We start from the raw sequence: 12,455 nt of genomic DNA, 5'->3' as shown, positions 1-12,455 counted from the left end.
GGATGACGACTCCAGAGCAGCCGGGGCAGGGGCCCCAGGATTGGCAGACGCCGTCCAACCCCTATGGACCGCCGTCCGGCTCCACCCCCTACGGACAGCCCCCCTATGGCGAGCAGCCCTACGGACAGCAGCAGTACGGCCCGTACGGCCCGCCGCCGGGGCCCGATCCCAACCAGCAATACGGGCAGCAGTACGGGCAGTATGGGCAGCAGCAGTACGGCTACGGCTACTACCCGCCCGGCGGCTATCCGCCGAGGCAGCAGGGCCCGCGCACGCACGCGATCGTGGCCCTCGTCGTCAGCATCGTGCTGGCGCTGAGCTGCTACTTCACCCTCGGCGGCATCGCCGGGGCGATCCTGTCCGGGATCGCGCTCGGCAAGGTGGACACCGAGCCGGACCAGTCCCGCAAGCTGCTCAAGTGGACGTGGATCGCCATCGGCATCAACGCCGTCCTGTTCGTGATCGGGATCGGCGCGATCATCTGGGCCGGTGTCAACGGCTACCTCGACGACTGATTCCGGCGACCGGGACTGATTCGGCCCGGCCTCGTGTTTGATAGGCGTTAGCCGTACGAGGGGGAGCAGGCATTGAGTGACGGGCCGCTGATCGTCCAGTCGGACAAGACGCTGCTGCTGGAGGTCGACCACCCGAGGGCGGACGAGTGCCGGAAGGCCATCGCCCCGTTCGCCGAACTCGAGCGCGCGCCCGAGCACGTCCACACCTATCGGGTCACCCCGCTCGCGCTGTGGAACGCCCGGGCCGCCGGGCATGACGCCGAGCAGGTTGTCGACGCGCTGATCGGCTTCAGCCGCTATCCGGTGCCGCACGCGCTGCTCGTGGACGTCGCCGAGACCATGGCGCGGTACGGCAGGCTGCGGCTGGAGAAGCACCCCATCCACGGCCTGGTGCTCTCCAGCACCGACCGCGCCGTGCTGGAGGAGGTGCTGCGCTCCAAGAAGATCCAGCCGCTGGTCGGGGAGCGCTTCGGCGCCGACATCGTGGCCGTGCACCCCTCCGAGCGCGGCAACATCAAGCAGACGCTGCTCAAGCTCGGCTGGCCGGCCGAAGACCTGGCCGGGTATGTCGACGGCGAGCACCACCCCATCGAGTTGCGCGAGGACGGCTGGTCGCTGCGGCCCTACCAGAAGGAGGCGGCCGACGCGTTCTGGCACGGCGGCTCCGGAGTCGTGGTGCTGCCGTGCGGCGCGGGCAAGACGATCGTGGGCGCGGCGGCCATGGCGCACGCCCGCGCGACCACGCTGATCCTCGTCACCAACACGGTCTCGGCCCACCAGTGGAAGCAGGAGCTGCTCAGGCGCACCTCGCTGACCGAGGACGAGATCGGCGAATACACCGGCACCAAGAAGGAGATCCGGCCGGTCACGATCGCCACCTACCAGGTCATGACGACCCGGCGGCAGGGCACCTACCGGCACCTTGAGCTGTTCGACGCCCGCGACTGGGGGCTCGTCGTCTACGACGAGGTCCACCTGCTGCCCGCGCCGATCTTCCGGATGACCGCCGATCTCCAGGCCCGCCGGCGCATCGGCCTCACCGCCACGCTCGTACGCGAGGACGGCCGGGAGGGCGACGTCTTCTCGCTCATCGGGCCGAAGCGCTATGACACACCCTGGAAGGAGATGGAGAACCAGGGCTACATCGCCCCCGCCGAGTGCGTCGAGGTGCGGGTGACGCTCAGCGACGACGAGCGGCTGGCGTACGCGATGGCCGAGAGCGACGAGCGCTACCGGTTCTGCTCGACCACCCCGGCCAAGACGCGGGTGACCGAGGCGCTGGTGCGGCGGCACGCCGACGAGCAGGTGCTGGTCATCGGGCAGTACATCGACCAGCTCGACGAGCTGGGCGAGCACCTGAACGCGCCGGTCATCAAGGGCGAGACCAAGGTCAAGGAGCGCGAGCGCCTGTTCCAGGCGTTCCGCGACAAGGAGATCCGGGTGCTGGTGGTCTCGAAGGTCGCCAACTTCTCCATCGACCTGCCCGAGGCGGCCGTGGCGATCCAGGTCTCCGGCACGTTCGGCTCACGCCAGGAGGAGGCCCAGCGGCTGGGCCGGGTGCTGCGCCCCAAGGCCGACGGCGGCGGCGCGCGGTTCTACTCGGTGGTCAGCCGCGACACGGTCGACCAGGAGTTCGCCGCGCACCGGCAGCGGTTCCTGGCCGAGCAGGGGTACGCGTACCACATCATCGACGCCGACGACGTGGGCGAAGAGGACCCGGCGCGCTGACGACGTGGCCGGAGAGGCGCCGGCGCAGGCTCCCGGCCCGGCGCAGGGTTTCGCGGACTCGACACAGAGCTTCGCGGGCCTGAGCTTCGCGGGGCCTCGGCTGGAGCGACGAGGAGCAGGCCGCCGCGCGCGACTTGATTTCGCCGCGCGCGGGCTGATCCACGACGAGGGGACGACCACCACCGCGGGGCGGGCGCTGCGCGACCAGGCCGAACGCATGACCGGCGAACCGGCGAGCCAGGTCCCGGTCCTCGCCAAGCCCGCTCCGCTCCCCGAGCCCGGTGGCTGTGTGCTCACTAGGTCCAGGAGATGCCCTTGGGGCTGGTCACCACATCACCTCCTCGCGCTTTGCCCTCACATGATGCAGTCGTGATGGCGGCAATACCCAGCAGACAAGGCGAATCACACAATATGCGCATTTTTCGTCTTGATCCTGGTTTCTCGCTGCCCGTCATCTCGCCCGTCGAGCGCCCGGCTCACCCAAGACGGTGAAACCCCGCTCACCAAACGCCGCGGATCAGGACAAATCACCCCACTACTGCATGTCGTTTCCCCGGCGGGCCGACGATGGAGCGCTCCATCGTCTCCTCCGGAAAGCTTTTCGCGCCGGTCAAGGACGCGGTCACTGGGCGGTCAGGCCGCCGACGAACAGCACCACCAGTGCGACGAGCCAGGCCACCACGGCGACGCCGTACAGGGACTCGCGCCGGGCGAGCCAGGCGACCCCGGTGGCGCACACCGCGACCACCCCGACCATCACGGACAGCGTGACCACCGAGGCGATCCGGTCCGCGCAGCCCGGCGACGGTCCCCCGCTCGTCGCGCAGAAGGCCTGGGTGCTCCAGTCGCCGAAAACCGCGAACCCCCACAGCGCGGCGAGCAGCAGGCTCGCCGCGGCCGGGATCGCCGGAGGAACCACGGTGCGCGTCACCCGGGTACAGATACCCGCGCCGGGAAACGGCGACACGCGAGAGAAATACCGTTTCGGCATCGCGGTGTCCATCGCTAAGCTCTTGAGTTTCCCGCTTCCACAAGTCCTGACCTCGTCATGCCCAGAGGAGTTTTCGCATGCCAGGAGATGTGCTCGAAGCCGAGCGCGCCCATCTCGCGGCCTCCCGCGCCGCACTGCGAGCGATGCGCGAACACGCGCAGTCGCTGTCGGCGGACGCCGCCGGCGACTGGGTGTCGCAGCAGGTCCTGCAGGGCCTGCTCGACCAGCGGGTGGCCGCGCTGGCCGACCACCCCGACGCGCCGCTGTTCTTCGGCCGGTTGGACCGCGCCGCCGGCGACGACCTGCCGAGCACGGTCTACGTCGGCCGCAGGCACGTCCACGACGAGAGCAGCCGGCCCCTCGTGATCGACTGGCGCGCCCCGGTCTCCCGCGCCTTCTACCAGGCCAGCCCCGCCGACCCGATGGGAGTGGCGCTGCGCCGCAGGTTCGGCTACCAGGGCGGCGACCTCACGGCGTACGAGGACGAGCCGCTCGACGGCCGGGCGCTCGGGCAGAGCAGGCTGCTGACCGAGGAGATCGAGCGGCCCCGCACCGGCCCGATGCGGGACATCGTGGCGACCATCCAGCCCGACCAGGACGAGATCGTCCGCGCCGACCTCGGCGTGACCGTCTGCGTGCAGGGGGCGCCGGGCACGGGCAAGACGGCCGTGGGCCTGCACCGCGCGGCCTACCTGCTGTTCACCCACCGGGAGAAGCTGGCGCGCTCGGGCGTGACGATCGTCGGGCCCAACCGGGCCTTCCTCTCCTACATCTCCTCGGTGCTGCCCGCGCTCGGCGAGGTGAAGGTCGACCAGACGACGGTGGCCGGGGTCCTGGGCGACCACGCCCATCCCGAGGACCCCGCGGCGGCGGCCGTGAAGGGCGACGCCCGCATGGCCGAGGTCGTCAGGCGTGCGCTGTGGCTGCACGTGACCAAGCCGGTCGACGGGGTGCTGTTCACCAAGGGCATCAACCGCTATCGGGTGCCCGATCACGAGGTCCGCGAGATCGTCGCCTCGCTGCGCGGCACGACCCGGTACGGCCCGGGCCGCACCACCCTGGCCCAGCGGCTCGCCCACGCCGTGCTCGTCCAGATGGAACGGCGCGGCGAGTCGCCCGACGACCGGGTCCAGGACGCGGTGGCCCGGTCGAAGCCGGTCAAGGCCCTGCTCGACGCCGTCTGGCCGAAGCTCACCCCCGAGCAGGTGCTGTTCCGGTTGCTGTCGGACGCGGAGTTCCTCGCCAAGGCGGCGAAGTCGGACCTCTCGCCCGAGGAGCAGGACCTCATCCTGTGGCGCAAGCCGTACAAGTCGCACCGGTCGGCCAAGTGGACGGCCGCGGACGCGGCGCTGCTGGACGAGCTGGCCGACCTCATCGAACGGACGCCGTCGCGGGGACACCTCGTGGTGGACGAGGCGCAGGACCTGTCGGCGATGCAGTTGCGGGCGCTCGGACGCCGCTGCCGCACCGGCTCGGCCACCGTGCTCGGCGATCTCGCCCAGGGCACCACTCCCTGGTCGGCGCGTTCGTGGAAGACCGTGCTCGACCACCTCGGCCAGCCGTCCGGCGAGGTCACCGAGCTCACGCTCGGCTTCCGCGTGCCTCACGAGGTCCTCGGCTTCGCCGCGCGGCTGCTGCCCTCCGTGGCGCCGGATCTCGCCCCGCCGCGCTCGCTGCGTCCCGGCGCAGGCTCCCTGTCCGTACGCCGCGAGGCCGACGTCACCGCCGCCCTCCCCGGGGCCGTACGGCAGGCCCTCGGGCAGGAGGGCTCGATCGGCGTCATCGCCCCGGACTCCGCCCTTCCCGCGCTCTCGGCGGCCCTGGAGGCCGCCACGGTGCCGCACACCGTGCTCGGCCCCGACTCGACGGGCGACGACCGGGTGCTGCTGGTCCCGGCGACGCTCGCCAAGGGCCTGGAGTACGACCACGTGATCGTCGTCGAGCCGGCCGCGATCGTGGAGGCGGAGGAGCGCGGCCTCGCCCGCCTCTACGTGGTCCTCACTCGAGCGGTAACGTCGCTGACCGTCCTGCACGCTCGCGATCTTCCCGAGGAGCTGCGATGACCTCTCCCGACGTACACATCCGCCACGGAGCGCTCGACGACGTCCCGGCCCTGCTGCGGTTCTGGCTGGAGGCCGCGGAGAACACCGACAGGCACGACGACGCCGGCAAGGTGGTGGCCCTGATCGAGCGCGATCCCGAGGCGCTGCTCGTCGCCGAGATCGACGGCCGCATGGCCGGCACGCTCATCGCCGGGTGGGACGGCTGGCGCGCCCACCTCTACCGGCTCGCCGTGGATCCCGCCCACCGGCGCATGGGCATCGGATCACTGCTGATCCGGGCCGCCGAGGAGCGGTTCAGGAAGTTCGGCGCGTTCCGTGCCGACGCGATGGTCCTGCACGACAACGCCCTGGCACACCACGCCTGGACGGCGGCGGGATACGCGATGCAGACCGACTGCGCCCGCTGGGTCAGGCGCCTCACCTGACCCGTTCAACGGGAAAGGGCGGCTCCCCCGGGGGGAACCGCCCTTCCGTTGAGACGAAGCAGGCAGATGGATCAGAAGTCCATGTCGCCGCCGCCGGGCATGGCGGGGGCCTTCTCCTTCTCGGGCTTCTCGGCGATGACGGCCTCGGTGGTCAGGAACAGCGCCGCGATGGACGCCGCGTTCTGCAGCGCCGAGCGGGTGACCTTGGCCGGGTCGATGATGCCGGACTCGAACATGTTGACGTACTCGCCGGTCGCGGCGTTGAGGCCCTCACCAGCCGGGAGGTTGCGGACCTTCTCCACCACGACGCCGCCCTCGAGGCCGGCGTTGACGGCGATCTGCTTCAGCGGCTCCTCAAGGGCCTTGCGGACGATCGCGGCACCGGTGGCCTCGTCGCCGTTGACCTCGAGCTTGTCGAACGCGTTGGCGCCGGCCTGCAGCAGAGCCACGCCACCACCGGGGACGATGCCCTCCTCGACCGCGGCCTTCGCGTTGCGGACGGCGTCCTCGATGCGGTGCTTGCGCTCCTTGAGCTCGACCTCGGTGGCCGCGCCGGCCTTGATGACGGCGACGCCGCCGGCCAGCTTGGCGAGGCGCTCCTGGAGCTTCTCGCGGTCGTAGTCGGAGTCGGTGCGCTCGATCTCGGCGCGGATCTCGTTGACCCGGCCGGCGATCTGCTCGGGGTCACCGGCGCCGTCGACGATCGTGGTCTCGTCCTTGGTGACGACGACCTTGCGGGCACGGCCGAGCAGGTCGAGCGTCGCGTTCTCGAGCTTGAGACCGACCTCCTCGGAGATGACCTGGCCACCGGTGAGGATGGCGATGTCGCCCAGCATGGCCTTGCGGCGGTCGCCGAAGCCCGGAGCCTTGACGGCCACGGACCTGAACAGGCCGCGGATCTTGTTGACGACCAGGGTGGCCAGGGCCTCGCCCTCGACGTCCTCGGCGATGATGACCAGCGGCTTGCCGGACTGCACGACCTTGTCGAGCAGCGGCAGCAGGTCCTTGTTGGCCGAGATCTTGGAGTTGACGATCAGGATGTACGGGTCCTCGAAGACCGCCTCCATGCGCTCGGGGTCGGTCACGAAGTAGCCGGACACGTAGCCCTTGTCGAAGCGCATGCCCTCGGTGAGCTCCAGCTCCAGGCCGAAGGTGTTGCTCTCCTCGACGGTGATGACGCCTTCCTTGCCCACCTTGTCCATCGCCTCGGCGATGAGTGCGCCGATCTCGGTGTCGGCGGCGGAGATGGAGGCGGTGGAGGCGATCTGCTCCTTGGTCTCCACGTCCTTGGCGAGCTTCGACAGCTCCTCGCTGACGCGCTCGACGGCGGCCTCGATGCCCTTCTTCAGCGCCATCGGGTTCGCACCCGCGGCGACGTTCCGCAGACCCTCGCGGACCAGCGCCTGGGCGAGCACGGTAGCCGTCGTGGTGCCGTCACCGGCGACGTCGTCGGTCTTCTTGGCGACTTCCTTGACGAGCTCGGCGCCGATCTTCTCCCACGGGTCCTCGAGCTCGATCTCCTTGGCGATGGAGACACCGTCGTTGGTGATCGTGGGGGCGCCCCACTTCTTCTCCAGCACGACGTTGCGGCCCTTCGGGCCGAGGGTCACCTTCACGGCGTCGGCGAGCTGGTTCATACCGCGCTCGAGACCGCGCCGGGCGTCCTCGTCAAACGCGATCATCTTGGCTGCCATTAGGCTAGACCTCCCAGTAGCAGGGTGTCTTCAACGGACCGAGCCGACGCCCGCGACGGCATGGACCCGCTATCCCTGCGCGGGCCCCATCGCCCCGATCCCGGTTGTTGTCACTCTCGACCTCAGAGTGCCAAACAAGTATTTAGCACTCTACCCCTTAGAGTGCAAGCGGAAGCCATGCTGACCAGCTTGTACGGTATGTCTAGAGCATCCCTTCAGAGCGCCCCACCTGCCGGCCGAGACCGAGGGGCCGGGCTCCCTCCGGAGCGGCACGCCCACCAGCCGAGATCGACGGGCCGGGCTCCCTCCATGCCCCGCGCCGACAGCCGGGCGGAGTGAAGAAGACGTACAGCAGGCGGAAGGCCCGGTGCGCGGGCTCGCGCACCGGGCCTTCCGTAGGTCGATGACGGGATCAGACGGCGCGTACGGCTTCCGCCTGCGGGCCCTTCTGACCCTGCGTGATGTCGAACTCAACCCGCTGACCCTGCTCGAGGGCCTTGTAGCCGTCCATCATGATTGCCGAGTAATGGACGAACACGTCCTTACCACCGTCTACCGCGATGAAGCCGTAGCCCTTGTCCGCGTTAAACCATTTGACGGTGCCCTGCGCCACTTCCGACTCCTCTTGCTGGGCTGGGGACCACACCCAAGAAGCCCCCGGTTTTGTCGATCGTCATCGACCATACCCGTGTCAAGCCGTAGGACAACAGAGTCAATCCGCAAACTACTACTTGGCGTTCGCTCAAAGCGGGACCGAAGAATATTCACTTTGCTGTTTAATAGTTGAGAGCTGCACCATTTGCCATGGCACCGTATGACTTCTTCCCCGATAGAAGCGCATGTCAGGTGCTCGGCCCCGGTGCGGCGGCTCAGCCTCCGGCGACGGCGGGGATGACCGAAATCTGCACCCCCTCCGGCGTGGCCGTGTCCAGACCCTCGGCGAATCGGACGTCCTCTTCTCCGACGTAGACGTTGACAAAACGCCGGATCTTACCCGTCTCGTCCAGGATGCGACCGCCGATGCCGGGGTAGTCCGCGTCGAGCTTCTGCAGGACCTCGCGGAGCGTTCCTCCCTCGCCGCTCACCTCCGCGGCCCCGTTGGTGTACGTCCGGAGAATCGTCGGAATCCGCACGGAAACGCTCATTGTTCGCTCGCTTTCGTTACTGCTGATGGGCCTTTTGAAACGCTTTCAGTTGGCGAATGCCGCACGGAACGCGTCGAGAGAAGGACGGATGACGGCGGTGGGACGGGCGTGCTCGGCCACCGCGTCGAGCGTCTTGAGCCCGTCGCCGGTGTTCAGCACCACGGTCTCGGCGTCGGGGTCGAGGCGGCCCTCGCGCACCAGCTTGCGCAGCACGCCGACCGTGACGCCGCCCGCGGTCTCGGCGAAGACGCCCTCGGTCCTGGCCAGCAGGCGGATCGCGTCGACGATCTCCTCGTCGGTCACGTCCTCCACGGCGCCGCCCGTCCGACGCGCGATGTCGAGCACGTACGGCCCGTCCGCCGGGTTGCCGATGGCCAGGGACTTGGCGATGGTGTCGGGCCGCACCGGCTGCACCACGTCCTGCCCGGCCTTGAACGCCCGGGAGACCGGCGAGCAGCCCTCGGCCTGCGCCCCGAAGATCCGGTAGGGCCGCTCCTCGACCAGCCCCAGCTTGATCAGCTCACGGAAGCCCTTGTCGATCTTCGTCAGCTGCGAGCCGGACGCCACCGGGATGACGATCTGGTCGGGCAGCCGCCAGCCGAGCTGCTCGGCGATCTCGTACGCCAGGGTCTTGGAGCCCTCGGCGTAGTAGGGCCGGAGGTTGACGTTGACGAAGCCCCACTTCTCGCCCAGCTCGTCGCCGATGAGCTCGGAGCAGAAGCGGTTGACCTCGTCGTAGGTGCCTTCGAGGGCGACCAGGCGGCCGCCGTACACGGCGGCCATGGTGACCTTGGCCGGCTCCAGGTCGGCGGGGATGAACACGCAGGAGTCCAGCCCGGCCCGGGCGGCCGCCGCGCCCACCGCGCCGGCGAGGTTGCCGGTGGAGGAGCACGACAGGGTGTGGAAGCCGAAGTTGCGCGCGGCCTCCAGCGCGATCGCGACGACCCGGTCCTTGAAGGAGTGGGTCGGGTTGCCGGAGTCGTCCTTGACGTGCAGCGACCGCAGGCCCAGCTCGGCCGCCAGCCTGTCGGCCTTCACGAGCTTGGTCCAGCCGGGCTGGAGGTTGGGCTTGGCCGCCACGCCGGCGGGAACGGGGAGCAGGGAGCGGTAACGCCAGATGTTCGCCGGGCCGGACTCGATGTCCTCCCGGCGGATCTCGCCGAAGTCGTACGCCACCTCAAGGGGGCCGAAACACTCCGTACAGGCGAAAATCGGGCCGAGTTCGTAGAGAGCGCCACATTCGCGACACGAAAGTCCGGTAGCGGGGCCGAACTCGACGGTGTTCGCGGGAGTGGCAGCGGCAGTGCTGGTATGCGCCATGAAGCGAGGCCTTTCCCTCATCTTCGCTCGCGACCACCCTGGCCACGAGCCGGAATTGGCACCTGTCCCGGCCGGGCCTCGTGGGCACGAGTTCGACACCGGGGAGGTTGCCGGGGCTTCGCAGGGCCGGTCCCTCCACCCCTCTGGATGAGCATGTTCAGTTGTAGGACCTTCCAAGGGAGGTCCTTAAGTGCCCCTCCTGCCAATCTTTTGCCCCGTCGCGTCGCCCAGAGCGGCACCTCGCGGCGTTGTCGTCGTCGCCCGTAGCCTCCGGCTACGAGCTCCTCCTCCGCCTTGCGATGCACTACTCCGGCCACCGCTCCGCGCGGGCAAATCTTGTCAGTCGCGGCACTAGCACTGTACCCCGGCGTCCCCGGTGTCCGTTCTGACGTCTCATATGGCGAGACGTTTTGTATCAGCCGTACGCCTCGCCGAGCGCGCTCTGCACGTACTTGCGCGCCTGGTGGATGCGGGACTTGACCGTCCCGAGGGGAATTTTCAGCTGGTCGGCGACCTCCGCGTAGTCGAGCTGGCAGATGTCGCGCAGCACGAGCGCCTGGGCGAGGTCGGGCCGCTCGGCCTCCAGCGCCTCCATCGCGTCGAGCAGGTCGAGCCGAGAGCCCGCGATGACGCTCACCCGCCGGGGATCCGGCCGCTGATCGGGCAGCTCCTCCGCCTGCTCGGACGAGCGCCGCTTGAGCGAGCGGTAGGTGGTCCTGGCGCAGTTGACGGTCACGATGTGCAGCCAGGTGCTGAACCTGGCCCGCCCCTCGAACCTCGCGATGTTGCGCGCCACGGCGAGCAGCGTGTCCTGCGCCGCCTCCTCCGCGTCCTGCCGATACGGTAGAAGCCGCTCGCAGTGCCGCAGCACGTCGGGCTCGATGCGCCGCAGCAGTTCGCCGAGCGCGCGGTGGTCCCCCTGGGCAGCAGATCGGGCCAGGTCTTCGGTCGTGTCGTCCAGTGCCATGCCGTATCCAGCCCTCCCGCGATCGGTTGACATCCTATTGACGGAGGTCGGCTTTTATTAATCTTCCGGCATGCGCGCCCGCTCTGATCGAGGGAACCCGAAGATGAGCAGCACCGTTCTGATCGCGTCCAACCGGGGCCCGGTGTCCTTCACGCTGTCGGAAGACGGCGGCCTGACCATGCGCAGGGGCGGCGGCGGGCTCGTCTCCGGCCTGTCCGAGGTGGTCAGGGACACCGACGTCCTGTGGGTCTGCGCGGCGCTGTCGGAGGGCGACCGGGGCGCGGTGCGCCGGACGCCCGGCGGGCGGCTCGACCGGGCCTTCGACACGGGCCCGATCCGCATGCTGGACATTCCGCCCGCGGTCTTCCACCGGGCCTACAACGCCGTGGCCAACTCGACCCTGTGGTTCGTCAACCACCTGCTTTACAACACGCCCTTCTCCCCCGAGTTCGGCACGCGGTTCCGCCGCGAGTGGGAGTCATACCGCACGTACAACGGCGCGTTCGCGCTGGCCCTGGCCGAGGAGGCGGCCCACCGGGCGCGCGTCATGGTGCAGGACTACCACCTGACGCTGACCCCGGCGATGCTCCGCGTCGAGCGGCCCGACCTGCGCATCGCCCACTTCTCGCACACGCCCTGGGCGCCGCCGGAATACTTCGCGCTGCTGCCCGAGGACGTCGTGGCGGAGGTGCTGACCGGCATCCTCGGCGCCGACCACGCCGGGTTCCTCACCGCGCGCTGGGCCCGCGCCTTCATGGACTGCTGCGAAGCCCTGCTCGGCGCCGACGTGGACCACGCCGCCCGTACGGTCACCCACGACGGGCGGACCACCAGGATCGGCGTGCACCCGCTCGGTGTGAACGGCGAGGCGCTGCTGGCCCGGGCGGCCGAGCAGGACGTCGAGTCGCACATGAGCGTGATCAGAGACCTCGTGGGCGACCGCAAGCTGATCGTGCGCATCGACCGCACCGAGCTGTCCAAGAACATCGTGCGCGGCCTGCGGGCCTACCAGGAGTTCCTGGCCGCCCATCCCGAATGGCACGGCCGGGTCGTCCACCTCGCGTTCGCCTACCCCTCCCGCCACGACCTGCCGGAATATCGCGAATACACGGCGGCCGTGCAGCGCTGCGCCAAGGAGATCGAGGACGAGTACGCGACCGAGGACTGGGACCCGCTGATCCTCAACGTGAACGACGACTACCCGCGCTCGCTGGCCGCCTACCGGCTGGCCGACGTCCTGCTCGTCAACCCGATCAGGGACGGCATGAACCTGGTGGCCAAGGAGGGCCCGATCCTGTCGCCCCGGTGCGCGCTCGTGCTGTCCCGCGAGGCGGGCGCGGCGGCCGAGCTGGGGGCCGACTCCCTTCTCGTCAACCCCTACGACGTGTCCGGCACGGCGGCGGCGCTGCACGACGCGCTGACGCTGCCCGAGGAGGAGCGGCTCAGGCGCGGCCTGCGGCTGCGCGAGGCCGCCACCGCCCTGCCGCCCCAGCGCTGGTTCGACGACCAGCTCGCCGCACTGCACTGACTCCGCCGATCCAGTGCGGGCGCGGGTGCTGTACGCCACAGCGTTCGACCCTCGTCCCGAATGATCGGCTGCGCTACCC

Annotated in this window: 11 protein-coding genes and 1 riboswitch; of the genes, 5 read left to right on the top strand and 6 right to left on the bottom strand. The window is 69.6% G+C overall.

The window, feature by feature from the left end; translation table 11 throughout:
• Nucleotides 1–2: 2 nt before the first annotated feature.
• On the top strand, nucleotides 3–515 hold the full coding sequence (locus FLX08_RS15245; protein ID WP_142619502.1) for a hypothetical protein: 513 nt from the start codon (nucleotides 3–5) through the stop codon (nucleotides 513–515).
• A 72-nt stretch (nucleotides 516–587) separates the two neighbouring features.
• Entirely contained in the window at nucleotides 588–2,243 is a 1,656-nt protein-coding gene (locus FLX08_RS15240) for a DNA repair helicase XPB (RefSeq protein WP_142619501.1), read from the top strand.
• A 622-nt stretch (nucleotides 2,244–2,865) separates the two neighbouring features.
• Here the strand turns inward: FLX08_RS15240 and FLX08_RS15235 are convergent.
• Entirely contained in the window at nucleotides 2,866–3,174 is a 309-nt protein-coding gene (locus tag FLX08_RS15235; protein ID WP_142619500.1) for a hypothetical protein, read from the bottom strand.
• A gap of 137 nt (nucleotides 3,175–3,311) precedes the next feature.
• Between FLX08_RS15235 and FLX08_RS15230 the strand changes: the two genes are divergently transcribed.
• On the top strand, nucleotides 3,312–5,297 hold the full coding sequence (locus tag FLX08_RS15230) for a HelD family protein (RefSeq protein WP_142619499.1): 1,986 nt from the start codon (nucleotides 3,312–3,314) through the stop codon (nucleotides 5,295–5,297).
• Complete coding sequence (locus FLX08_RS15225; protein WP_142619498.1) at nucleotides 5,294–5,722, top strand: GNAT family N-acetyltransferase; 429 nt, start codon at nucleotides 5,294–5,296, stop codon at nucleotides 5,720–5,722. The genes FLX08_RS15230 and FLX08_RS15225 overlap by 4 nt, the downstream gene beginning before the upstream one ends.
• Nucleotides 5,723–5,793: 71 nt before the next feature.
• Here FLX08_RS15225 and groL read toward each other — a convergent pair whose 3' ends face one another.
• The 5 genes from groL to FLX08_RS15200 form a co-directional block, all read right to left on the bottom strand.
• Nucleotides 5,794–7,416 (bottom strand): chaperonin GroEL, encoded by a 1,623-nt coding sequence (gene groL, locus FLX08_RS15220; RefSeq protein ID WP_142619497.1) that lies wholly within the window; start codon nucleotides 7,414–7,416, stop codon nucleotides 5,794–5,796.
• A gap of 412 nt (nucleotides 7,417–7,828) precedes the next feature.
• On the bottom strand, nucleotides 7,829–8,029 hold the full coding sequence (locus FLX08_RS15215; RefSeq protein ID WP_030509192.1) for a cold-shock protein: 201 nt from the start codon (nucleotides 8,027–8,029) through the stop codon (nucleotides 7,829–7,831).
• 256 nt (nucleotides 8,030–8,285) lie between these two features.
• Complete coding sequence (locus tag FLX08_RS15210; protein ID WP_142619496.1) at nucleotides 8,286–8,561, bottom strand: MoaD/ThiS family protein; 276 nt, start codon at nucleotides 8,559–8,561, stop codon at nucleotides 8,286–8,288.
• Between the two features lie 45 nt (nucleotides 8,562–8,606).
• Complete coding sequence (gene thrC, locus FLX08_RS15205) at nucleotides 8,607–9,881, bottom strand: threonine synthase (protein ID WP_142619495.1); 1,275 nt, start codon at nucleotides 9,879–9,881, stop codon at nucleotides 8,607–8,609.
• 14 nt (nucleotides 9,882–9,895) lie between these two features.
• A riboswitch (SAM riboswitch) is annotated at nucleotides 9,896–10,035 on the bottom strand.
• A gap of 261 nt (nucleotides 10,036–10,296) precedes the next feature.
• Nucleotides 10,297–10,848: an RNA polymerase sigma factor gene (locus tag FLX08_RS15200; protein ID WP_142619494.1), complete on the bottom strand. Its 552-nt coding sequence runs from the start codon at nucleotides 10,846–10,848 to the stop codon at nucleotides 10,297–10,299.
• A gap of 103 nt (nucleotides 10,849–10,951) precedes the next feature.
• Here FLX08_RS15200 and FLX08_RS15195 point away from each other — a divergent pair, with 103 nt between their 5' ends.
• Nucleotides 10,952–12,376 (top strand): alpha,alpha-trehalose-phosphate synthase (UDP-forming), encoded by a 1,425-nt coding sequence (locus FLX08_RS15195; protein ID WP_142619493.1) that lies wholly within the window; start codon nucleotides 10,952–10,954, stop codon nucleotides 12,374–12,376.
• The last annotated feature ends 79 nt before the right edge of the window (nucleotides 12,377–12,455 follow it).

This window comes from Microbispora hainanensis (assembly GCF_006874475.1).
Taxonomy (GTDB): Bacteria; Actinomycetota; Actinomycetes; order Streptosporangiales; family Streptosporangiaceae; genus Microbispora; species Microbispora hainanensis.
Note: the sequence above shows the minus strand (reverse complement) of the source record. Positions and strands in the feature narration are given on the sequence as shown.